The organism is Paenibacillus faecis, from assembly GCF_008084145.1.
Classification (GTDB): domain Bacteria; phylum Bacillota; class Bacilli; order Paenibacillales; family Paenibacillaceae; genus Fontibacillus; species Fontibacillus faecis.
Genome location: NZ_VSDO01000002.1, coordinates 118,386 through 141,683, shown reverse-complemented (window position 1 = coordinate 141,683; position 23,298 = coordinate 118,386). Strand labels below are relative to the sequence as shown.

The 23,298-nt window shown below is 56.1% G+C and carries 16 protein-coding genes; 6 read left to right on the top strand and 10 right to left on the bottom strand.

Annotated features, from left to right (window positions below; genetic code table 11):
* Nucleotides 1-3 precede the first annotated feature (3 nt).
* The 8 genes from FRY98_RS08505 to FRY98_RS08470 all read right to left on the bottom strand — a co-directional run bounded on the left by FRY98_RS08505 (nt 4) and on the right by FRY98_RS08470 (nt 15,060).
* Nucleotides 4-963 carry an ABC transporter permease gene (locus FRY98_RS08505; RefSeq protein WP_148451345.1) on the bottom strand — a complete coding sequence of 320 codons (960 nt, stop codon included), beginning with the start codon at nt 961-963 and terminating at the stop codon, nt 4-6.
* A 302-nt stretch (nt 964-1,265) separates the two neighbouring features.
* Nucleotides 1,266-6,302: an S-layer homology domain-containing protein gene (locus FRY98_RS08500; RefSeq protein ID WP_148451344.1), complete on the bottom strand. Its 5,037-nt coding sequence runs from the start codon at nt 6,300-6,302 to the stop codon at nt 1,266-1,268.
* A gap of 166 nt (nt 6,303-6,468) precedes the next feature.
* On the bottom strand, nt 6,469-9,141 hold the full coding sequence (locus FRY98_RS08495; protein WP_148451343.1) for a winged helix-turn-helix domain-containing protein: 2,673 nt from the start codon (nt 9,139-9,141) through the stop codon (nt 6,469-6,471).
* A 785-nt stretch (nt 9,142-9,926) separates the two neighbouring features.
* Nucleotides 9,927-10,997: a Gfo/Idh/MocA family oxidoreductase gene (locus tag FRY98_RS08490; protein WP_148451342.1), complete on the bottom strand. Its 1,071-nt coding sequence runs from the start codon at nt 10,995-10,997 to the stop codon at nt 9,927-9,929.
* A 35-nt stretch (nt 10,998-11,032) separates the two neighbouring features.
* Nucleotides 11,033-12,115, bottom strand: a complete 1,083-nt coding sequence (locus FRY98_RS08485) for a Gfo/Idh/MocA family protein (RefSeq protein ID WP_148451341.1) — start codon at nt 12,113-12,115, stop codon at nt 11,033-11,035.
* 29 nt (nt 12,116-12,144) lie between these two features.
* Nucleotides 12,145-13,083 carry an AraC family transcriptional regulator gene (locus tag FRY98_RS08480; RefSeq protein WP_148451340.1) on the bottom strand — a complete coding sequence of 313 codons (939 nt, stop codon included), beginning with the start codon at nt 13,081-13,083 and terminating at the stop codon, nt 12,145-12,147.
* On the bottom strand, nt 13,080-14,090 hold the full coding sequence (locus tag FRY98_RS08475) for a Gfo/Idh/MocA family protein (protein WP_148451339.1): 1,011 nt from the start codon (nt 14,088-14,090) through the stop codon (nt 13,080-13,082). The genes FRY98_RS08480 and FRY98_RS08475 overlap by 4 nt, the downstream gene beginning before the upstream one ends.
* Nucleotides 14,091-14,232: 142 nt before the next feature.
* On the bottom strand, nt 14,233-15,060 hold the full coding sequence (locus FRY98_RS08470) for an AraC family transcriptional regulator (RefSeq protein WP_148451338.1): 828 nt from the start codon (nt 15,058-15,060) through the stop codon (nt 14,233-14,235).
* 185 nt (nt 15,061-15,245) lie between these two features.
* Between FRY98_RS08470 and FRY98_RS08465 the strand changes: the two genes are divergently transcribed.
* The 6 genes from FRY98_RS08465 (at nt 15,246) to FRY98_RS08445 (ending at nt 20,393) form a co-directional block, all read left to right on the top strand.
* Nucleotides 15,246-16,415 carry a Gfo/Idh/MocA family protein gene (locus FRY98_RS08465; RefSeq protein WP_148451337.1) on the top strand — a complete coding sequence of 390 codons (1,170 nt, stop codon included), beginning with the start codon at nt 15,246-15,248 and terminating at the stop codon, nt 16,413-16,415.
* A 20-nt stretch (nt 16,416-16,435) separates the two neighbouring features.
* On the top strand, nt 16,436-16,708 hold the full coding sequence (locus tag FRY98_RS28405; RefSeq protein WP_170287063.1) for a hypothetical protein: 273 nt from the start codon (nt 16,436-16,438) through the stop codon (nt 16,706-16,708).
* Nucleotides 16,705-16,911, top strand: coding sequence for a hypothetical protein (locus FRY98_RS28400; RefSeq protein ID WP_170287062.1), 207 nt, complete (start codon nt 16,705-16,707; stop codon nt 16,909-16,911). Before FRY98_RS28405 ends, FRY98_RS28400 begins: the two co-directional genes overlap by 4 nt.
* Before the next feature lie 319 nt (nt 16,912-17,230).
* Nucleotides 17,231-18,085: a sugar phosphate isomerase/epimerase family protein gene (locus FRY98_RS08455; RefSeq protein WP_148451335.1), complete on the top strand. Its 855-nt coding sequence runs from the start codon at nt 17,231-17,233 to the stop codon at nt 18,083-18,085.
* Nucleotides 18,086-18,270: 185 nt separating this feature from the next.
* Nucleotides 18,271-19,344: a Gfo/Idh/MocA family protein gene (locus tag FRY98_RS08450; RefSeq protein ID WP_148452598.1), complete on the top strand. Its 1,074-nt coding sequence runs from the start codon at nt 18,271-18,273 to the stop codon at nt 19,342-19,344.
* A 2-nt stretch (nt 19,345-19,346) separates the two neighbouring features.
* Entirely contained in the window at nt 19,347-20,393 is a 1,047-nt protein-coding gene (locus FRY98_RS08445; RefSeq protein ID WP_148451334.1) for a Gfo/Idh/MocA family protein, read from the top strand.
* A 59-nt stretch (nt 20,394-20,452) separates the two neighbouring features.
* Here the strand turns inward: FRY98_RS08445 and FRY98_RS08440 are convergent, their stop codons facing one another.
* The gene (locus tag FRY98_RS08440; protein WP_148451333.1) at nt 20,453-20,959 is read right to left on the bottom strand and encodes an S-layer homology domain-containing protein; all 507 of its coding nucleotides are present in this window, start codon (nt 20,957-20,959) and stop codon (nt 20,453-20,455) included.
* A gap of 186 nt (nt 20,960-21,145) precedes the next feature.
* Nucleotides 21,146-23,176 carry a methyl-accepting chemotaxis protein gene (locus FRY98_RS08435; protein WP_148451332.1) on the bottom strand — a complete coding sequence of 677 codons (2,031 nt, stop codon included), beginning with the start codon at nt 23,174-23,176 and terminating at the stop codon, nt 21,146-21,148.
* Between the last annotated feature and the right edge of the window lie 122 nt (nt 23,177-23,298).

The following is a 23,298-nucleotide window of genomic DNA, read 5'->3' as shown; positions in this document are numbered from 1 at the left end:
GAATTACCAGAGGCTCGTTTGACCGGCCCGTTTGGCGATGGCATTGAAGGAAATCAGCAGAATGAAATTGATGATATTGTTGAACAGGCCGACCGCGGCGGAAAAACTGTACTGGGCGTTCAGAATCCCGCTCTTGTACATATAAGTCGAAATGACCTCCGAGGTTTGCAGATTGAGATCCGACTGCATGAGCAGCACTTTTTCAAAGCCGACATTCATGATTCCGCCGATGCTGAGGATGGAAAGAATAACGATCGTCGGCAGGATCCCCGGCAAAGTGACGTGCCAGATGCGCTGAAACTTGTTGGCCCCGTCCATATACGCCGCTTCATACTGATCCGGCGGGATGCCGGACATGGCGGCCGTGTAGAGAAGCGAGGACCAACCGATACTTTGCCAAAGTCCCGACCAGACGAACAGATGCCAGAACGAACCGGGATCGGCCAGGAAATCTCGGCCGGTACCGCCAAACCACGTCATTAACGAATGAATAACCCCTTGATTCGGAGAAATAAAAAAGAACAGAATCCCGACGGCGACGACGACGGATATAAAATGCGGAGCATAGGAGATCGTTTGAGCGATCGTCCGGAACCCCTTCGAGCGGAGTTCGTTGAACATAAGAGCCAGAATAATCGGGGCCGGGATGCCGATGAGGAGCCCGTAGACGCTGATGCCCAGCGTGTTGCGCAGAATGTTCCAGAAATAATAGGCGTTGAAGAAACGTTCGAAATGCTCAAAACCGACCCATGGACTGCCGTTGATGCCGAGCGCGGGCATAAAGTCCTTGAAGGCGATTTGCACCCCGTACATAGGGAGGTAATGCCAAATAACAAAGTAGAGGACGGCGGGGGAAATAATGACGTACAAGGCGATGTTGCGCCTAACTTGACCGCGGATTGCCGTTTTTCTTATTCTCCACGGATGAGGCTTGCCGGTTGAGGGCACGGTCTTTAACGGCATTCACATTCACTGCTCCTTTCCCAAGAGGTGATCGAGGTAAGCAAGGATAGAATGAAGATTCAGATTGTAACCGCTGTCATAATTAAATAGCCGCATCGGTTTTTAAATTCGCTGACCAACTCCTTACTCTGTCGTGCAACGACACTTGGTAAAATTTACATTTTTGTTATGACATATATTATAATATATATAAAATATGGTCAATATGTTATGACAAATTTATTTTTTCACTTGCAAAAAAACAAGCGGCTCCGGAAGGAATTTCCCTGCCGAAGCCGCTTCAAGTTTAACTGACCTGCACGTCAAGGATGGGGCCGTCTTAATGTCGGGTAGTCGACTCCCTCCTTGATTTCCCACACTTGGATAAAATCCCAGTTTGCAAAAGTCGCCTGTCGCTTCATTTCTTCCGTCGTTTTCGGCTCGCCGCCACCGCCGATCACACGGGTTGACTCACTGTCATAATAACTATCGGTAATCAAGCCCTCGCTGCCGGAAATGCCGCCTGTTTTAGAATTTCCCTGAATCCATCCGGCCGCATAACACTTTTGGATCGTACCGAGGGAACCGCCGACAATTCCCCCAACTTTGTTCGGGGCCGTCACTTTGGCCAAAGCATAGGAGTTTAGGATGACACTGTTCGTCTCCGCGCTGCCGGCAATCCCTCCCGCTAGCCCCGAAGTAGCTGTGACGCTTCCTTTTACGGAGGCGTTTTCGATCCTCCTGGCCGCTTTAAGAACTCCGCTTACACCGCCAACCCAGTAGCTCCCCGATACTTCCGCATCGATGGCGACGTTTTTGGCACTACCATACATCACTCCGCTTAAGCCGCCAACAGATTGTGCCGCAGAAGCAATGGCTCCCTGAACGGATACATTTTCAATATGACCGTAATACAAAATCCCTGCCAGACCCCCTACCTCCGGGGCGGACGACGTAATATCCACGCCTGTCAAATGAAGGTTGCGAATCTCCGCTCCCTGGAGGATGCCGAACAAGCCCGCGGGAGCCTGATTCGTATTGCGAATCGTTAAACCATGGATCGTATGGCCGTCTCCATCCAGGCTGCCATAAACAGGTTGGGCTCTGGTTCCAATAGGCCTCCATCCTGCACCAGTGGCATAAGGCGGCGCATCCAGGTCAATGTCGGCGGTCATTTTAAAGTGGGATCTTGTAAAATCCCGAACCATATCAAGCTGCTCGGCGGTGCTGATCAAAAACGGATCGCTTTTTGTCCCCTTTCCCCCATCGAAAGGATGCGGGCCAAGTTCGACATCCAAGGTGCGGTATCCATCTACATGGAGGATTTTAACGACAAGAGAAACTTTGCCGGATTCATGTACGGCCAAGCTGACCTTGCGCTCCCCCTCCTCAAAGGGTTCGGCTTGACTGGACAGAATCGGAGTGTAAGGAATGGAGCTCAAGAAGACCTCCACCTGGTGAGCCCCGTTTAAGGGCAACCCGGCAGCGTCCTTGGCCCCGGTAATCAACAACTGAAATATTTTTCCATGCGTCTTTGTTCCTTCCTCCAACAGCTTAACCTGAAAGCAGTCCGAGGCAGAGACTTCCTTCTGCCAGGATAAATAGGGATACCCGCATCCCTCCGTCATCGACCAGGTGCCGGGAAAGTCCCAACCCTTATAATTGGCCGGCTTCCGCATATTTGCCGTATTCAGCGGGATACCTTTTCCGGTGTCGGACCGGCCGGAAACTCCGCTGTCGTAAAAGGAGGCCGTGTAGTCCGAGTAGCCTAAGGAGAGACCGACGAGACCTCCGGTATTTTCCGTCGGGTCTGTCGTCAGTTGTACGGCAGCGTAGGAATTTCGGGTAAAACCGTTTTCCTGCCGGCCGATCAGCCCGCCTACTCCATCCCGGGATAACGGTGAGTCGACTTCTATGCGACCTTTAGCATAGGTATCGGTGAGCGAACTTCCATAGGTTGCTCCAACCAGTCCGCCGACCCGGGTCCCCCGCTTCATGCGGATATCGACTTCGGCATAAGACCGGTCCAGCGTTCCTTTGTAATTGATACTTTCTCCGGCAAAGAATCCGAACAGCCCGCCGACCCCGACATCATACGCTTCGTCATCGGTAGTTATGGTACCCGTTGCGAAGGAGTCGGTAACCGTACCGTATTCCATCCCCCCCGACAGGCCCCCGATATACCCTACGATCGTCAGTCTGACGTCCGAAGATGCCTGAATCGCCGTTAGTTGCACCTTCGCAGAGGAGCGTGCAACCACGGTTTCGCGGGCGTAACCGCTCAGTCCACCAAAACACGAGGTCCCGCGGATCGTTCCCTCCACACTGCTGTCCGTGATGCGGCTCTCCCACGCCTCGCCGACCAAACCGCCGGCATAAAAAGTTCCTTCCATGCGCAGATCTTTTAAATGGATATTCTTCAGTTCGGCATTTCGGGTATGGCCAAATAATCCAATCCAGCCGCGTTGAGTCTGGATCGTCAAGTGATGTATGGCGAAACCGCCTCCATCGTAGGATCCCGTAAACGAGTCATACGTCAGCGTTTCGTACAATAGCCCCTTCCCGATCGGCGCCCATCCTTCTTCCGCGGAGTAGACCGATAAGTCGATATCGCGGGTCTGTCGAAATGAAGCCTCTGGATAATAACGGACTTCATCCAGCAGTTGTGCCGAATCAACCAGGTAGGGATCGGTGTCGGTCCCCTTTCCCTGGAATGGAGCTTGGATGGTAATCGGGTATGTCTCATAGGCTGGTAAACCTTCCGCCGTAATGTTAAGAATGAACCGCCCGGTTCCCCGTCCGTATAAATCGCTGAAGACCGCCTGTCCATGGATGGAAAGGACTTCTTGGGTTCCAATCAAATCGGGGCTGCTCTCTCCGGTGTTTTTAACGGACACCCGCACTTTCTTGTTTGTATGCGAAGCTATGTTGTCATAGGGATCCAACAAATCGACTACGAGGTTCAAAAACATTTTGCCCGATTTCGCCGTTCCGCTCGCATACAATTCGCTTACGACAACCCGAGCCGCTTGTTCCGGAGTTGGTCTAACCATCACACTTGCCTCAGGAACTTTCACATCTTCAACCTTAACAGTAATCGTGTGGGGGTCGGCTTTAAACAATACGAGATTGGTGTTTGAAACGCCGTCCACAAAAGTAATCTCGGTTTCGTGGATCCGTTCCGTCATCTGTTCCTTATTCCAGACACCGTAGCCGTATATAGAACCGTTTGTAGGTCCGCTCAGGCTCAAAAACGCTTTCTTCTTTCCATTAAAACCGGTATCCACACTTCCATCCGACCGTTTAACAGTCAGCACCAGCGCGTTGTCCGACCCGACCAGTGGGTCGGCACTGCTTATCGAAGCCATTACCGTCGCCGCGTCCAGAACGGTATCAGATAACACTACATGTACCGGAATGTTCACGGCTATCCCTTCATACTCGGCTTCAATCCGTGCCACGCCTTCTCCGGCGGCCTCAATCAGACCGCTGTCGCTGACGGCGGCCACATGCGGATCCAGCGAGCGCCAATGTGCCTTGCCGGCGATGTCTTCAACCGACCCGTCGCTCCATTTGGCCGACAGTTCCAGCTGTACACGCTCCCCAAGCGATGTGAGCCGAACGGATTCCGGTCTGTACACCAACTCCGTTACGGTCGATTCAGGCGGCGTCGAGCGGTAGACCACGTCCACGGGAATCCGGACAGAATGGCCCATATAAGCCGCCGAAATGAATGTGTGTCCTTCCCCTGCCTCCGTAACGAGCCCGCTTTTGCTCACTGCGGCAATCGCGGGATCATCCGTCGACCATTCCGCCGCAAGAGTCGCATCCGTTGACCGGCCGTCGCTCCACTTCGCCTCCAGCTTCAACTGGAGACGGCCTCCGGGGGCCGACAGCACGACCTGCCGAGGCTCGTAGACCAGCGCGGTGACGCTTGCCGCCGGCTGTTCCCCGCCTCCTGAAGTTCCTCCGCCGTAAGAATCGGAAGAAGTGGACGTTGGTATTCCCGCATGGGTTCCGCATAGCGCATGGCTTATTCCGGACGGACAGCTTACCCGATCCGGGTTCCGCTCAAAACGGACGCCGGAGGTGCGGATTTCGGCATAAGCGATCACGCCTTGACCGCGAAATACGGCCGGACCCGCGATGATCGCCTCTTCGACCCGCGCCCCTTCGGCAAGCCAGATATCCCGGTTTCGCGAGCCTTCCGGAAGGTCCAGTCGGCCGATGGCGCCCCGCTCCAGCTGTATTCGGACTTCGCCGGATCGCACGGTGAGCGCAGCGAAATCACCGCGCAGCCGGATCAGGCCGTCCGCCTTCATTTCCTCCGCGATCCCAACTCGCCTGAATCCGGAGCCTTCTCTAAGTTCCTCATCCTCCAAAACGGCGGAGGTATGAAGCAATGTCTCCTCTACGATGGTGCTTCCCTCTGCCGCAAGGCGCACCGGAGTCCCCACTTTCTTATGGACATCCAGTTCGCGGATTTCCGTATCCTGGAGGCGGATCGTGTTTTCCCCGCCGCCTTGCACGCTAAGCTTGCCCTTCACCACCACGCCCCGAAGCAAGACATCTCCGTCGCCTACGCCCTCCGTCAACGTCAAATCGCCGGCGACCGTTACATTCCGCAAGGTTATTGCGTCCGCGGCCACGGTCACATTGCCTTCGATGACGCGCCGGCCTGCCTCGGGCCCGTAGGTTCCGCTTCTTGCATAGCGAACCTCGCCCTCGTCGTTCGCCTTCCCTTCGGCTTGCATAAAACGGCCCAAAATCACAACGGCCTCCGCACGGGTAAGCGGTCGCTCGGCTTTAAAGCTGCCGTCCGGATACCCCTGCATCCAGCCCGCCGCCGCGGCCGCCCCAACCGCTTCCCGGCTCCAGCCCGGAAGCGGATCCGTAAAGGACGGGGGCATCCCCGCTTCATCCTTGTCATAACGTACCAGTCTCGTCAGCATGACGGCCATTTCCTGGCGGCTTACCGGCCGGTCCGCCCCCATCGTGCCGTCGGCATAGCCATGCATGTATCCTGAGGCAACCGCCGCCGTAAGGGGACCCCAATCCCAGCGGCCTTTAACCATGTCGGGGAACGCCGCGGTTTCCGCTTCGTGCCCTTCGGGAATACCCAGCGCCCGGTTAATCAGCGCCGCGGCTTCCGCTCTTGTAAGTCTCCGGTCCGGCCGAAACGTTTGATCGGGATACCCTTTGATCCGCCCTCCGGATACCCACTCCTGAATTTCCTGCCGGGCCCAGTGCTTATCCGTATCGGAAAAGGCCAGCGCCGTTCCTCCGGGACCGGGATTCAGACTGAACCATAGGAATACGGCGAATCCCGTTAAAATCATGCTCACAAGCAGGCGCTTCATACGATCTCTCCTTTTAAAATCGATCTCCTCCTCTTTTTGTCGAGTTTATAGTAAAGTTTAATAGTTTTAATCCACAAAAAAACCCCCTAAAAATATAGACAACACTCCGCTTTTCAGTGCTTCATTTCAGGAGTTTGTCTATATTTTCGGGAGTAATCGCTCACCTTTATGGCTCCGCATCTACGTCGAGCCACCCCGCCCGGTATGCTTTTAAAACCGCATCCTTCCGTTTGTTTACCTCCAGCTTGGAAAATATCCTTTGAATATACGTATGCACCGTCCCGGTACTTACCCCCAAGAAAATGGCGATCTCCTTGCTGGTCCATCTTTTCGAGGCGCCCAGTAAAACCCGCCGCTCCATCTCGCTCAGCGGATTGCGACCGGCCGCTTTCTCCCCGTGACGCCCCGCCTCCTGCGCTTCAAACGCAAACAGGATTTGGTCGATATACCGGACGGAAACTTGCCTCTCCTCCATTTTGTAAGCCTGCCTCGACTCACGATAACGATAGGCAATATTTCGCAGCGGCTCCCCTTCATCCAAATAGGTCCGGAGATGTCCGTCTCCCGCCGAAAGCTGGACCGCTTTGCCGAAGGTTCTCGCGGCCAGGCTGCTTTTGCCCTGTTGATCGTACATCAGAGCCAGAAGAACGCACGCCTCCAACTGCTCCATCAACAGCCCGCGCGCCGCGGCGCATTTCTGGATGGTTTTCAGCAAAATCCGCGCCTCCTCTGTCCGGTCCGCAAGGATCAGCGCCCGTGCCCGCACCAGCGAGCCCAGCAATTCATTACTGCCGCTCCCTTCCGCAAGGGGATCGGGATAGGCCGCCAGATAGTGTGGACCGGCCTTCGGGTCCCCCTCGGCGGACATCAAATGGAGCTTGGTTTCGCAAGCCTTTAACACAGAAGCCCATTCCTGCGCTTCCCTGCCATGGAGACATGACCGAACTTCCCGCAGATGCCGCTGCGCCCTCTCCCCCTGCTTCCTAACCCAGGCGATCCGGCTTTGTAAAATCGCCGCCGGAACAAATAAGGCGGCCTTCCCCAATTCCTCCCCGATCGAGCGGGCGAGCGACGCATAGACTTCCGATTCCCGCAGCCGATTTCGCTCGTACAGCAGCTCTCCGTAACCGATCGCATAATAGGCGGTATTGTAGGAACGAATTTTTTCCCACCGCTTCATAATCGGTTCGAAACAGCGCTCCGCCTGCAGCAAGCGGCCCTTGACCCCCGGAAAACTTCTTAAACGGGAGAAATGACGTTCGTGATAATCAATATAGGAGAAAATGTCATCCTCCTGCGGAAAGCCTTGATCCAGATAGTCGTTCAGTTGGTGGACAAGACCTTGCAGATCCCTTTTAAAAATACATACATAGGCGCGCATAACCTTGATAACCCGCATGGAGTAAGCCTTTTGCGCGTCGTTCATCCCGCCTTGGCCCGACGTGACTCTCCACTCGATCGAATCCAGCTGTTCCCATGTCCGTTCGGGATCCTGTTCACCGGCCGCAAAGAAGAGGGACGACAAATACAGCTTGGGCCGTTTTTGAATCGTTTCCTCGGGGATTTTGGCAAAAAAGCGCCGGAGCGTCCAAGCTTCCCGAAGAATAAACTGATTGAACAGCACTTCGAGCAGCCGGCTCGCCTCGTCGTAGTGTCCGCCTCGGATATAGTGTTCCATCGCTTCCATTGGGAATCCGTTGTTCTCCAACCAAAATCCCGTTTTCCGCTGAAGGGAACGCCACAGCTCCCGGTCCTGTTCCTGCAGCAGGTCGCGCAGCTTGCGGGCGATTAGCGGATGATATCTGTACCATACCTCCGAACCGTCGCGGGTTCGTTGGAAGAACAACCTTTCTTTTTCCAGCTCGTTCAGGACCTTCCCCGGCTCCGAACTTTCGGTCAGCTCCCCGCTCAGGGACTCGTTGATGCGCTCCGGTACGGCTGTACGGAGAAGGAACGAAATCGATTCCTGCGGCAGTCTGGACAGGAGCTGCTCCAGAACGCGTCCGCATACCGTGGTCTGCCGCTCCCAGGAGCCGGTTCCGTAGGCGTTTCGGGTCGCCCTCCCTTCATCTCCGATCGAGCTTGGAGTCCATCCCAGCATGCGCAGGCCAAGCGCCCAGCCCTCCGTCTGCTCCTGGAGCATAAGGGCACGCTCCCCGGAAAAGCGCGGGGGGTGATGTTTTTGACAGAACCGTTTTGTCTCACCCAACGTGAACGCCAAGTCCGGCCAACCTATGCGATAGACCAAATTTTTGGGCAGGTTGAGGGGCAGTTCGTCATGGGTAATCATGATGATGTGCAGTGGCTCGGGCAAGCTTCGGATCCAGCCAGCCACCATATCGTGGATTTCTGCGATTTCAATAGAATGATACCCGTCCAGGACTAATACCACGGGCCCCTCCTGCCTGGCGCACGTCGAGTTTAATTCCGCCAAAGCGCGGGAAGGCTGCTGCATAAACTGTTCGATATACCGGCTTGTCAGCCCGTCATCAAAACCCGGTATCGCCCGGTCGAGGGCGGCAATGAGCTGCAGCCAAAAACGGAGCAGATGGTTATCCGCCTCTTCAAGCGCGATATAAGCGAGACGGATCGCGGACTCCTCCTTCCATCCGCTGACCAGCGTCGTTTTTCCCGATCCGGGAGGCCCTTCGATGACTGTCAGGCGGCGATGAAGCGCGCCCTGCAGCCTCTTGTCCAAACGAGGACGCTTCACATAGTCTTCGGGCACAGCCGGAATCTCAAATTTCGAGGGCACGATCATAAAATCGAGCCAATGGCGCCTGACGGTTGTCCCTCCTTGCCCCGGATCTCCCGATTCAACGACCGGATGGTCTATCATTCGAATCACTTCCCCTCAAACTCATTGCCCCCAGTCTATCTCAATCGCGTCATCCCGTAAATCCGCTCCACCACGAAAAGAACCCCCGCATTCGGAACTACGTTGCCAACATCCGCAATTGTAGATATAAGATCCCACCGTCGGGGTCTACACCATTAACGGGAAAATTTCCTGTTAATGTACCGCTCCTGCTTCTTCGATCGGATTTAGCTGGAAAAGCTCCATCTATTTCGCGGCCCTATTGCCGATATACCTAATTTCAGGAGAATTAACGGGAGGTTTTCCAGTTAATTCTCCTCTGCGGCCGCATACGCACCAAATTAACGGGAAGAATTCCCTTTAATTCGAACCAACCCCTTAATTACAGGGAAGAGTGTGATAAGGACCCTTTACACCCCTGTCTAATATGCAATTCAATACTTCAACCTATTTTGTCCGCGGCCAGCTTCCCTTTGAACCCGTGCGGGGGATTAAAGGCCTTTTCGACCGCGATTTTTTCGAATTCGTCCTTTCCGTGTGAAATAGAGGTCCATTGGGGCCTTATTTTGGGGAAAAGCGGGCCGAAACCTGATTTTGGGACCCGAACCAGAACAATAAGGCCCCTTTTGGCCGCTATTTTTCCCGCGAAAGCGAATTTGGCCGAAATAAAGGCCTTTGGGACCGCTATTTCGGCGGGCAGCCGGGTAATTTGCTAAGCGTCGGCTCAACGTTTGCCACGATGCTTCTTACGATGTCGAATAAAAAAGTCACCACCACCGGCTAAGCCGATGGTGGTGACTTTTTTATCAATACAGATCGAAGTCCTTCACCGTTTCGCCGGTGCGTCCGGAGCGGAAAACCGCCTCGATCAGGTTCAGTACCCGCAGGACCTGATCGTTCTTGACCAACGGCTCGGCCGTCCCTTCAAGAACCGAGACGTAGTTGTCGTAAAAGCTGCTCGGCTGGCGGAAAGGCTCCGGCAGGACACCCGTCAGCGTGGCCGATTCCGAAGGCGGCGCCATCGTCTTGGTCAAGCCCACGCCCGCCTGAATCGGTTTGGGCTCCACATGCTCCGCCTCGCGGTTTCGGGTAACGATCCGCCCGGTCATGGACCAGTCCTCGATCACGCCGGTCCCCTCCGTCCCTTTTACGTACCAGCGGGGCAGAGGGATAAAATTCGTCGTCCCGACTTCGACCAGCGCGGACAGCCCGTTTTCGAACTGCAGTACCGCTTCAAACCCGTCATCGACTTCGTCCCCCAGAATAAAGCTCAGCCGGCCGGTCACGCTGGTGATTTTGCTGTCGACCATAAAGACCAGCTGATCCAACAAATGTACGCCCCAATCCAGCAACATCCCGCCTCCATAAGCTTCGAGATGCCGCCAGTCCCCCGGAATCCCGTTCGCTCCATGGACTCTCGATTCGATGCGGAACAGGTCGCCGACCGTTTTTTGCTCATACATCTGCTTGATGATGAGGAAATCCTCGTCCCAGCGGCGGTTCTGATGCACCATCAATACGCGGTCCGCCCGCTCGGCCGCCGCGGTCATTTCCTTAAAATCTTCCACGGACATCGTCACCGGCTTTTCGCAAATGACATGCTTGCCCGCGGCAAAGGCCTGCACGGCCAGGTCTTTATGCACATCGTTCGGCGTGGCGATCAGAATCGTTTCCACCGCCGGATCACGCAATACGGCTTCATAGCTGGAATACGCCGGATACCCGTCTTTTTCCGAAGCCGCCGCGCGCTGACCATCGATATCGTAGGTTCCGGTCACCTTCAGCCGCCCGTTGTCCTTGATCAATTTGGCATGGTAGCTCCCCATGCCTCCGTAGCCCACGATGACGACGGAATGGTTGGCATGCTCATTGTTCATACAGTTTCTCCTCCAAGTTCCCCACTGGCTGGGGATCAATTCATATAAACGGCCTTCCCGGTCCGCGCCGATTCATAGATGGCCTCCAGGATTTCCGAGACGACGCAAGCCTGCTCCGGCGTCACCACAGGCTCCAGATCCTTGTCGACGGCTTCGATCCAGCTTCTCATTTCCGTATCCGCCGCATTTTCGGCCTTTCCTTCATAGAAAGCGACGCCGCCCGCACCCAGGTCAACCTCTTTGGTATACAATCGTCCGAACTCCTCGCCGTTGATGCGCAGCCCGTTCTTCATATCCGCTCCGGCTTCCGTACCGCTTAAACTGCACTTCGATTCGTCCACCTCCAGCGAATTGAGGGCCCAACTGGATTCTAGCACAACCGTGGCGCCATTCTCCATGACAATCATCCCAAACGCGGAATCTTCCACCGTAAACTTTTTAGGATCCCAAGGTCCCCAGGCGTTGGCCGCATTTTCCCGCTGCGATAATTCGTGGTATTTCGTGCCCAGCACGACCTTCGGCTTATAGTTATCCATCATCCAAAGCGTCAGGTCCAGAGCATGTGTGCCGATGTCGATCAACGGACCCCCGCCCTGTTTCTCCTCATCCAAAAATACGCCCCAGGTCGGCACCGCTCTTCTGCGGATCGCATGCGCTTTGGCGTAATAAATGTGCCCGAGTTTACCTTCCACGCACAGTTTCTTCAAATGCAGACTGTCCGGCCGGAACCGGTTGTTGTATCCGATCGTCAGCTTCTTTCCGGTCCGCTTGGCCGCTTCGACCATTTTTCTCGCGTCCGCCGCCGACTTCGCCATCGGCTTCTCGCACATGACATGATTGCCCGCCTCCAGCGCGGCGATGGAAATCTCGGCGTGGGAATCGTTCGGCGTCAGCACATGCACGATATCCAGCTTCTCTTCCTTGAGCATTTCCCGGTAATCGGCATAGACTTTGGCCCCGTCGATCCCGTATTTGGCGGCGGCTTCCTCTGCCCGCTCCGGCACGATATCGCAGAAAGCAGCCAACTCGACGTTCGCCAGCTTGCTTAAGCTGGGCAGATGTTTCCCGTTCGCGATGCCCCCGCATCCAACGATTCCTACACGATACACTTTACTCATATTTTCTCCTCCTCATCATTGTATAAAAATTATTTGGCCTGTTTGGCCTTCCTGTAAGCCGAGGGCGTTACGCCCATGCGCTTGCGGAACACCGAATGCAGGTAGGTCGCGTTCGTGAACCCCTCCGACAGCGCGATTTGTTCAATGGACAGCGCGCTCTCCTCCAGCCGCCGGCAGACCGATTTAAGACGGATGTCCTCCAGCACCTTGCTGAAAGGCTTCCCGGTATCGATCTGCCGGAATATCCGCTGCAGTTGCCGCGGGCTGATGTTCAGCTTCTCGGCAACGTTCTCCAGCGTCAAACTGGAGGAAGAGTTCGCCTCCATATACTGGACCGCGTATTGATATCGGTAGGCGACCATATTGCGGATCGGGGCCTCCGTGCTGATTTCTCCCGAGTCATAGGCCCTTACCGCCTTCAGCAAAATACTGACCACCAGCTGTTTGATGGAGGTGTAATATCCCCGCTGTTTGCCCTCGCATACTTGATACGCTTCCAAAAAACAATTCATCGCCCCATGACGGTCCAGCTCCGGCTTCAGCGGCAGCCCCCGAAGCTTCTCCATGCACTCCTCCGCCTCGGCCGCTTCCCACGGGTCGGTATCCGGCCGTTCCCGCGGCACAATGTCGACATGAAGGCATAATTCGTCCATCGCTTCATCCGGCGAAGCGGCCTGGAAATGCATGACCCCCGGACCCGTCAGGTAGAACATCCCCTCCGATAACGGGGTCGGCTGGTCTTCCAGAATCACCGTGCCTTTTCCCCGAGGGATGAAGTGAAACTCAAATTCGGCGTGGTTGTGAAAATCAATGACCCTGCCGGGCTCAAACGAGGTCAAATGAAAACGCAGCACCTTGATCTCGTAATGGCCCCAGGCGATTTTAATGTCGAGCCGTTCCAGGAGATCCTGTTTCTCAAACATGACCTCGTACGGAAAGGGAGGAAGCTTGCCGACGCTGACGCTCATAGGTTCAGGCTTGCCGCTTCAGGACGGATGACGCGCCCTTCTTTGGCCGAGCGGTTGGCCGCTTCCATCAGCCTGGTAAGCTCCACGGCCATCTGCAGGTTGCTGCGGGCGACCGTGCCGTTTTGGATATGCCCGACCCATTGCTCGAAGGCGCTTTCACGCCGGCTTCGCGGCGACACTTCGATCCAGGCCTTGCCCTCGTTTTCCGCTTTGTTGGATTTAAGCAGCAGTTTGTCTTCGGGCGTTCCGTACAGCACGGTTCCTTCCGTGCCGTGAACCTCGACCGTAAACGGGGAATGGCTGTTCACGAATCCCGCTTCCACGACGCCGATGGCCCCCGAATCGGTAAACAGCGTCGCGACGGCGTTGTCCTCGACCTCTTTTCCCGTGATATAGCCGTAATTCGCGCTCACTCCCGTGACCTCTTGGCCCAGAAACAGCCGGGTCAAATACATCGGATGGCAGCCGAGATCGATCAGCGCGCCGCCTCCGCACTGCTCCAGACTGAAGAAGTGCGCCGGGAGCCAACCGGCCAACGCTCCGTTATGGGATAGCCGGACCCGCACATAAGTGACCTCGCCGAGCAGGCCGCGCTCCAGAATATCTTGTAGGGCGAGCGTATAACCGTCATTCAACCGCGGCAGGGAAACCGTGAATTTCACCCCGCTTCGCTCCACTTCCTCCATGATTTCACGAACCTCCCGCAGGGAGGGAGCGATCACTTTTTCCGTAAAAATATGCTTCCCGGCCTTCGCGGCCGCGATAATCACTTCCTTGTGCCGGTTCGTGGGCGCGTCGACGATGACCGCGTCCAGATCTCCCCCGGCAAGCATCGCTTCAAGCGATTCATAGTAAGGAACGCCCAATTTCCCGGCGGCCTCCTTGCCCCGGACCGGATCTTCATCCCAGACGGCCGCAATCTCCGTATCCGGATGCTCCTGCGCCTGGCGCGTATAATCCCAGGCATGGACATGCCAGAAACTGGCCTTGCCGATTCGAATACTCATTTTGGTTACCTCCCACGCATATATGATATCCTGACATCTATTCATTAAGGTAACACACCAGTTTGTATTTTTTTAGTAGGAGTATGCGACAAAACTATATAAAATCGCGACATGTCCCTCACATTCGTTATGCCTGTCATGTTCAGCGGGTCCACGCCCGGTAAGCCGTCGGAGAAATCCCCGTATGCCCTTTAAATTGACGGGAAAAATACGCCAGCTGCATACCGAGCTGTTCGGCGATATTCGCGATACTGTCATCGGTGTGGGTCAGCAGCCGCTTCGCTTCGTCCATTCGCTTGCGCTGAACGTAATGAATCGGCGTGATTCCCATAATTTTTTTGAAATACGGAATAAAATAATTCGGATGCAGATGCACGATTTCGGCCAAAGTTTCGATTTCGATCGGCTCGTGCAGATGATCGTGTATATATTTGAGCACCCCTCCCAGCTTGCTCCGCTCCGTAAATTGGAGATAATCCTTCAGATGATCGCCGTATCCACCTTCCTCCAGGCAGGTGGCCAGCAAATGAAGCAGCCCCGCCTGCATCCGCAGCGCCGAAAAGGGCCCGCCCGACTGGAACTGCGCAACCAATTCGTCGAAAGCGGCGCGAACCGCCTCCGGCTCCTTGACACAGCTGATATAAAGCGGGCTTCCCGCATGAAAAAGCGGCCATTCCCCCACGTACGCATCAAAATGGCAGAAATAACGGGTATAGGGATTTTCCGGTGAAGTAAACGTGACCTGGCTCGCTCCGGCCGGCATAATCATCAGTTGATTGGGACGGGGATAGTATGTAACTCCGTTGAGGACGACCGATCCTTCCCCCGCGGCTATAAAATACAGACGGTTAAAGCTGGGGGACTGTTCCGCCCGGTTCCATCCGGGGAAGCCGCTTTTCAGTTGAACATGCGTCACCGTAACGGACAGCCCTTCCAGCAAGCGTCCGATAAATGGATACCCTGGCTGCATACAACGCTCTCCTCCTCTAGTTCAAACGAACTTTTCTCTCTGTAAGTTCCTATATTATCACTGTTATTTTCCGAATACACCTTAATTTTGTACAAAAGTTACTTAACCTTTGCGATTCTATTCCACCGGACTTCCAGCTAAGCTAAAAGCATCCTCACAAAAGATGGAAAGGCAGGTATACTCCAATGGATCAAGTACGATTTGGTATCATCGGCATCGGAAATATGGGGACCTCCCATGCCAAACAACTTCTGCGCGACATCCGGGGGGCCCGGCTTACGGCCGTTTGCGACAGTAATCCGGAACGGCTTCGGTGGGCGAAGGAGAACCTGCCCGAATCGGTGCGGACCTTTTCCGATGCGAACGCGTTCTTCGTCTCCCGCGCCATGGATGCCGTCCTGATTGCTACCCCGCATTACGATCACCCGACGTTGGCGGTGCAAGCTTTTGAAAGCGATTACCATGTCCTGATCGAAAAACCCGCCGGCGTCTACACCAAAGCCGTCCGGGACATGAACCTGGCCGCCGCCAAATCCGGCCGGAAATTCGGGATTATGTACAACCAGCGCACCAACCCCCTTTACGCCAAACTGCGGGACTTGGTGCTCTCCGGGGAGCTGGGCGAGATCCGGCGGACGAACTGGATCATCACCAACTGGTACCGGTCGCAGAGCTACTACGATTCCGGCGGCTGGCGGGCCACCTGGGCCGGTGAAGGCGGCGGCGTGCTGCTGAACCAGGATCCGCACCAGCTCGACCTGTGGCAGTGGACGACGGGCATGATGCCGGCAAGAGTACGCGCCTTCTGCCATTTCGGCAAGTACCGAAACATCGAAGTCGAAGACGATGTCACGGCCTATGTAGAGTACGAAAACGGGGCGACCGGCCTGTTCGTCACGACGATCGGCGAAGCGCCGGGAACCAATCGGTTCGAGCTTTCGGGGGACAACGGCAAAATCGTCGCGGAGGACGGCAAGCTGACCTTCTGGCGGCTTCGGGTTCCGGAGCCGAAATTCAACGCCGAGTATACCGGCGGGTTCGGCCAACCGGAATGCTGGAAATGCGACATCCCGGTCGGCGAAGGCGAAGGCCCGCAGCACCGGGGCATTCTGCAAAACTTCACCGACGCCGTGCTGCGCGATGAGCCCTTGCTCGCCCCCGGAGAGGAGGGCATTCTCGGCCTCACCCTCTCCAACGCCATGCACCTGTCCGCCTGGACCTCGGACTGGGTCGGATTACCTCTGAACGAGGACTTATTCTATGCCAAGCTGCAGGAAAAAATCAAGTCCTCGACTTACCGCAAGAGCACCGGACCCGCCGGCGGCAAACTGCTGGACGTCTCGGGCACGCATTAGCGGCAAAGGGCGAAGCAGCCGTGACGCGGGGGGGCGGGCCGGCCGGGAGCCCGCGTTGCGGGCGAGGCGGCGCGGGAAGCGAGACGAGCGGGCGCGGGGCGGACGGAGCGCGCGGGAAGCGAGGCGGGCGAGCGCGGGGCGGCCGGAGCGCGGGAAGCGAGACGAGCGGGCGCGGGACGGCCGGAGCGCGGGAAGCGAGACGAGCGGGCGCGGGGTGGCCAGGGGAGCGCGGAAGCGAGACGGGCGGGCGCGGGGCGGCCGGAGCCCGGGAAGCGAGACGAGCGGGCGCGTGACGGCCGGAGCGCGGGAAGCGAGACGAGCGGGCGCGGGACGGCCAGGGGAGCGCGGAAGCGAGACGGGCGAGCGCGGGGCGGCCAGGGGCGCGCGGGAAGCGAGACGGGCGAGCGCGGGGCGGGCAGGGGCGCGGGGCGGCAAGCTCTCCACGGTTGCTCTAACGGACATAATAGCCGCTATTTCGCGAAAAATGGCTCTTTGAAAAATCTAACGGACGCTATAGCGCCTATTTGTGGTCATTCCGATCCGAATGAGTAATTTTAGTCAAAATAGCCGCTACTACGTCCGTTAGAATTTCAAATCGCCCTAAAATCGCGAAATAGCGGCTATGGTTTCCGTTAGAAGCTTAGAGGCACCTCCCTTACCGGCACCCTCCGCTCTGCCCCCTCCCACACCGGCGCCCACCGCACCATCCCCCCGCTCAGGAGCCGGGCCCTCAGGCTTGCGCCGATCTCGAGCCAGCCAAGCGGGGGCGGGCCGGCCCCCCGCCGGCAATTTAAAAAAACTTAGGAGCGATTGCGATGAAGTTGTCCGTCTTTACTGTCGTTACGCCGGAGCTGACGCCGGAGGAACTGGTCCTTGCCGCCCGCCGGGCCGGCCTGGACGGCGTGGAATGGCGCTTTAGGGAGATCCCTGCCGAAGCGGCTGGGGAAGCTCCCTCGTTTTGGCGCCATAACAAATGTTCGATCGATCCGTCCTTGCCCGAGGAAGCGTGGCTGCGTTTCAAGGATATTACGGAAGCGCAAGGACTGGAGGTCGTGAGCGTCACGCCTTATTTGAACTCGCTCGATCTGGAAGAGACGGAACGGGCGTTTCGGGCCGCCCGGCTGCTCGGAGCGGATATGATTCGGGTCGGAGCGGCCGCCTACGACGGAAGCCGGCCGTATCCCGACTTATACGAGGCCACCGTCCGCTACCTGAAGGAAGCCGAGACGATGGCCAAACACTACGGCGTGAAAGGGGTCGTGGAGACCCATCACAACACGATCGCTCCGAGCGCCGGGCTGACCCACCGGCTTGTGAGCCACTGCAGCCCCGATCATATCGGCGTTCTTTTCGACCCCGGCAACATGGTTCATGAAGGGTACGAAAATTTTAAAATGGGCCTGGAACTTTTGGGCCCCTACCTGGCCCATGTCCATATCAAAAACGCCGCCTGGGTTCCGGCTTCACCGCGTGGAGACGGGACGTCGGGATGGCGGTCCGATTGGGCTCCCCTGGCGCAAGGATTTGTCGATTTCCGGCTGCTGCTGGCCGATCTGAAATCCGTCGGGTATGACGGCTATCTCGGCATCGAGGATTTCAGCGGCCAATACGCCTCAGGCGATCTGCTGGCGGCATATGCCCAATTTATCCGCGAAAGGATGGAAATATAATGGAAACTCAGCGTCCGCAAGAAACGGATTCGTCACTGGACTTGGTTGCGCCGCAAACGACTCAAGCGTTGTCGGCGTCCGAATCATCGCCCTCCGCGGTCCCCGAGGCTGCTTCGTCCTCGCCGCAGGAAGCAACCGGATCCGGGCAAAACTCCCGGCCCGAGGTTTTTCAAACGCGGGACGGGATGAACTACGCTCCGAAAGGCCTGCCCCGGCCGGTCGTGAAGCCCGGTGAGTTCATATTTGCGGCCGTCGCTTTGGACCACGGCCATATTTACGGCATGACCGGCGGCCTGATCGAAGCCGGCGCTACTTTGAAGTGGGTGTACGACCCGGATCCGGTCAGAGCCGAAGCGTTCGTCCGCGAATTTCCGCAAGCGGTCCGTGCGGATACGCTGGAACAGGTGCTTGAAGACCCGGAGGTCCGGCTTGTGGCCGCCGCCGCGATTCCGTCGGAGCGCTGCGCGCTGGGGCTTAAGGTCATGGATGCCGGGAAGGACTATTTTACCGACAAAGCGCCCTTCACAAGTCTGGACCAGTTGGCGTTAGCCCGGGAAGCCGTTCGCCGCACAGGCTGCAAATATGCGGTTTATTACAGCGAGCGCCTCCATGTGGAATCGGCCGTCTATGCCGGACAACTGATTCGGGAGGGGGCCATCGGCAAAGTGCTTCAGGTCACGGGCTTCGGTCCCCACCGCCTGAACGCGTCTTCACGGCCGGACTGGTTTTTCCGTAAAGAGCGGTACGGCGGGATTCTGTGCGACATCGGCAGCCATCAAATCGAACAGTTTCTGTTCTATGCCGGCTGTAAGGACGCTCAAGTGCTGCACAGCAAGGTCGCCAATTACGATCATCCCGATTATCCCGAGCTTGAGGATTACGGCGACGCCACCCTGCTTGGGGATAACGGGGCCACCCAGTATTTTCGCGTCGATTGGTTTACGCCGGACGGACTCCGCACTTGGGGGGATGGACGGACGTTCATTCTTGGAACCGAGGGCTATATCGAACTGCGCAAATATACCGATATCGCCCGGGAAGCGGACGGTGATCAAGTTTATCTGGTCAACCGGGAAGGGGAACGGCGATTCGGCGTTCGCGGCCGGATCGGCTATCCTTACTTCGGGGAACTGATTCTCGATTGCATCAACCGGACGGAATTGGCCATGACGCAGGAGCACGCCTTTAAAGCCGCCGAATTATGTCTGGAAGCCCAGCGGCAGGCGATGGTCATTTCCCGGGAAAAGAGCGTGATGTGAGGATGGGCGAAGCGTTGGGCGCGGCGATTATCGGCTGCGGGACGATCTTCCCCCCGCATGCCGAGGCGCTGAAACGTATGGACGGAGCCGTTTTGCGGGTGGTCGTCGATGAGGACCGATGCCGGGCGGAGGCCGCGGCCGGGGAATACGAATGCGAGGCGGCCGCCGATTACCGCCGCTTGCTGGAACGGGAAGATATTCAGGTCGTTCACTTATGCACGCCCCATCATCGTCATGCCGAAATGGCGGTCGAATTGCTGCGGGCCGGAAAGCATGTCCTGAGCGAAAAACCTATGGCTCACAGCCTCGAGGCGGCCTTGCGCATTTCCCATGCGGCGGAGAGGAGCTCGGCACAATTCGGATTGGTGTTCCAAAACCGTTATAACGAGGCCTCCTTAAAGATCCGCGACATGATCGAAACAGGCGCACTGGGAAGACTCGTTTGCATGAAAGGCGTCGTTACCTGGTTCCGGGAACCCGGCTATTACGAAAACAGCCCGTGGCGGGGGCGCTGGGAAACAGAGGGGGGCGGCGTCCTGATCAATCAGGCGATCCATACGCTCGATCTGCTTCAATGGTTCGGGGGCGAGGTGTCTTCCATTCGGGGCTGCGCCAGTGCGGATGTTCTCCATGACGTCATCGAAGTGGAGGATACGGTTCACGCCGCGCTCACCTTTAAAAATGGAGTGCGGGGCCTCTTTTACGCCACAAATGCCTACCTCGCCCACTCCCCCGTCGAACTGGAGCTGATCTTTGAGCGAGGCTGTCTTCACCAACGCCAGGATCGCCTTTTTCTTAGCCGGGACGGCGAGGAAAGCCTGCTTTGCGGTCCCCCCTTCCGCGCCCGGGAAGCTGGGGGAGCCGGAAACTCCGCAGGCAAATCCTATTGGGGAAACAGCCATGGCCGGCTGATCTCCGATTTTTACCGCCACATCCGGGAAGGACGGAAATTTGCGATCGACGAGCATGAGGGCCTAAAAGTGATGGGGCTTGTGTCGGACCTCTACCGCTCCTCGCAAATCCGCCGCCCCCCGGAAGTGCGCGAATAACCAAAAACCTCAAGCGGCGAGTTGCCCGGCTTGAGGTTCTTTATTTCTTTTGCATCGTATTAATCAAGACTGTTTTCTTTGTTTTCCTGGGGGAGATATTCCAAAAACGCCGGTCTCAACTTGTCCAGCAGCGCAATCGCCTCCACCCGCGGAATCGGGCGAAACAGGCATCCGGGGACGGACCCTTCCGCCAAATAACCGCCATCCTGAAAATAAAGAACCGCTTCTCTCGCATAAAAGGGAACGCGGTTCAGCTCAAACTCGCCCGCCGCCCCTCTCCGATGCCGCTCGGGGGCCAGCAGGTTCAATCCGACCAGATAGCGGTGCAGCATGACAAGGTAGTCCAGTGTCCGAACCCTGCCCTGGGGGCTGAACTGCCGGATGCCGGTTCCCCGCACAAGCCCGAGCTGGCTTGCCGCTCCAATGGCCTCGGCACAGTCGCTCCCCTGCTCTACATCGTTGAACGATTCATTCTTTTTTCCTTGAATTCCAAACAGCCGGTTCAGCAGGACCACCGCCTCCCCACGGGTCAATTCCACGGAAGTCTCCGTTTTTTCATCAAGCATTTCCTCATCACACCCTTAATTCTGCATGAATTGCCCCCTCTCATGACATTCATTCTGCCGTCCCAGTATCAATTCCGCATTAATTACAATTCGCCATATTGTAAACTTTGCGTAAGAAACCGTAAATCGACGTAAAAACAGCCGCCTCCTTAAGGAAGGAGACGGCTGTCCGTCAAAAAACACTTGTTACAATTTAAATTTCTTAAGCTCCTCGTCCAGCAGCTCGGAAAGTTGCTGCAAACCGGCGGCATGCTTCGTAAACTCCGTCATGGTGGCGGAGATCTCTTCGGTAGACGCGGACACCTCTTCCGAAGTGGAGGCGATCTCCTGCGAAACCGAGGAGAGGCTCTCGACTTCCCGGACGACATTTTCCCGGTTCCGATCGCTCTCCATCACATCGTTCTTAACCGTATGGACCTTGTCGATCAAGGTTTGTACCGAAACGATGATCTGCTCAAAAGTTTCTTTCGTTTCTTCCACAGCCGTTTCCTGCTCCCGCACTACCGCTTCCGTCCGTTTCATCGCGCTTACCGCTTCGCTGACGACATTCTGAATTCCGGCCACCATCTTGCCGATTTCCGCCGCGGAGGCGCTGGACTGCTCGGCCAGTTTGCGCACTTCATTCGCAACGACCGCAAATCCTTGGCCGTGCTCTCCGGCCCTTGCCGCTTCAATGGATGCGTTCAGCGACAAAAGATTCGTTTGCGTGGAAATCTCGGAAATCGCCGACAACATTTGATAGATGTCACCCATATGTTTCTCGATATCCTGTACCCTACGGCGAACCTCTTCCGTGGATTGTTTGGTCTGGCCGGATTTCTCCGCGAGCAGGGACACCTGGTTGAGCCCTTTATTCCCGTATTCCGCCGAGATTTTCGATGCCTCGTCCATCTCCAGTGTAGAGGCCGAGATGCGTTCCAGATTTTCGGAAAGCTCCGCAATTTCATCGGCGCTCGTCTGCGAGTTTTCGGCCTGGCGAACGGTGCCTACGGCGATTTCCTCAATGGCCTTGGCCACTTGTTCCACGGAACGGGAGGTTTCCATCGTCATTCTGGACAAAGACGTAGAGGTTTCGAGCACGGTTTTGGACGATACCTCAACGTTTTGCAAGGCTTGGGACAATCCCTCCATCATGCCGTTAAAGCTGGTCTCCAGCTCTTTGAACTCATCCTGCGAATTGACATGGATCCGGGTCGTCAGATCGCCTTGGGAAGCTTGGGCGAAGCCCGTTCTGACTTCCTGAAGGTTCATCCCGATTTTTCGGCTGATGAAATAGGCGGCCGTTACGGAAACCAAACCGCACACAATCATCAACAGCAAGGTGACGTTAGAAATGCCGCTGGAGCTATGCGTGATTTCTTTCGAATCCAGCGTAGCGACGATTTTCCACCCGGTTCCGGCATGGGTCGTAAAAGCCGACGTCTTGGCAACTCCCTGGTAATCGTATTCGCTGAAGCCTTCCTCCCGGCCTGCGATGTCCTTCCACAGCTTGAGCTCGGTTAATTCCTTGGTGCCGATCAGTTTCTCGTCCTTATGGGTGATCGCCATCCCGTTTTTGGACAGAACCAGCACATAACCGTTTTCGCCGATTTCAATCTGATTGATATCTTTGCTGAGTGCGTCGATATCCAAGTCGATTCCGATCACTCCGGTGATGGCCTTGTCCTTGTCCAGCACAGCCTGGGACACCGTGAGGGTCATTTTTCCCGTGGCATTGTCCGTGTAGGGGTCGCTGATCGCCAATGCTCCGTTGGCTTGAACAGCCTCCTTATACCAGCTTTGGAGCGTCGGATCGAAATCCCCCAGCTCCGTCTCCTTGGGAGCAATCAGCAGTTCCTTGCCCACGGAGGCAAAATACACATTTCTGAAATCCGCTCGGGTATTTTTCATATCTTCCAGCAAATATTGCCCGTATGTACGATTGTGCGGATTCTTTGTATACTCCGTGAAATCCACGTTGTTGGCCAACAAATGAATCGAGCCTTCTACGCCCAATAAGTAATTGACCACGCTATGCCGAACTTCTTTGGCCAGTTGCAGGGACGAGTCCTCAATTTTATGCTTCATGGTCGTTTGGACGTATTTGATGGAAATTCCCCCGACGATGATCACAGGGATGATCGCCAGCAGCCCCATAAAAACAATCAACTTCGTTTTCATACTTTTGAAGCGCGGCAGTCGGACCGCCCATTTCAGTTTCTTCTTTTGATGGTTCATGGTGTAGTATTCTCCCCTTTTGCAATATTTCGGCTTAATCCGCAGGAAATTGATTATACCATCTCTTGGCAGAACGATCTATGTAAATTTTCTGTAAAATCAATTTGTTTTCATTTCAATAT

Coding starts and splice junctions, on each gene's coding strand:
- FRY98_RS08485 (WP_148451341.1), bottom strand. CDS start 12,115: ATGAGTAAAGTGTATCGTGTAGGAATCGTTGGATGCGGGGGCATCGCG.
- FRY98_RS08465 (WP_148451337.1), top strand. CDS start 15,246: ATGGATCAAGTACGATTTGGTATCATCGGCATCGGAAATATGGGGACC.
- FRY98_RS08455 (WP_148451335.1), top strand. CDS start 17,231: ATGAAGTTGTCCGTCTTTACTGTCGTTACGCCGGAGCTGACGCCGGAG.
- FRY98_RS08490 (WP_148451342.1), bottom strand. CDS start 10,997: ATGAACAATGAGCATGCCAACCATTCCGTCGTCATCGTGGGCTACGGA.
- FRY98_RS08450 (WP_148452598.1), top strand. CDS start 18,271: ATGAACTACGCTCCGAAAGGCCTGCCCCGGCCGGTCGTGAAGCCCGGT.
- FRY98_RS08470 (WP_148451338.1), bottom strand. CDS start 15,060: ATGCAGCCAGGGTATCCATTTATCGGACGCTTGCTGGAAGGGCTGTCC.
- FRY98_RS08445 (WP_148451334.1), top strand. CDS start 19,347: ATGGGCGAAGCGTTGGGCGCGGCGATTATCGGCTGCGGGACGATCTTC.
- FRY98_RS08495 (WP_148451343.1), bottom strand. CDS start 9,141: ATGATAGACCATCCGGTCGTTGAATCGGGAGATCCGGGGCAAGGAGGG.
- FRY98_RS08480 (WP_148451340.1), bottom strand. CDS start 13,083: ATGAGCGTCAGCGTCGGCAAGCTTCCTCCCTTTCCGTACGAGGTCATG.
- FRY98_RS08440 (WP_148451333.1), bottom strand. CDS start 20,959: ATGCTTGATGAAAAAACGGAGACTTCCGTGGAATTGACCCGTGGGGAG.
- FRY98_RS08500 (WP_148451344.1), bottom strand. CDS start 6,302: ATGAAGCGCCTGCTTGTGAGCATGATTTTAACGGGATTCGCCGTATTC.
- FRY98_RS08435 (WP_148451332.1), bottom strand. CDS start 23,176: ATGAACCATCAAAAGAAGAAACTGAAATGGGCGGTCCGACTGCCGCGC.
- FRY98_RS08505 (WP_148451345.1), bottom strand. CDS start 963: ATGCCGTTAAAGACCGTGCCCTCAACCGGCAAGCCTCATCCGTGGAGA.
- FRY98_RS08475 (WP_148451339.1), bottom strand. CDS start 14,090: ATGAGTATTCGAATCGGCAAGGCCAGTTTCTGGCATGTCCATGCCTGG.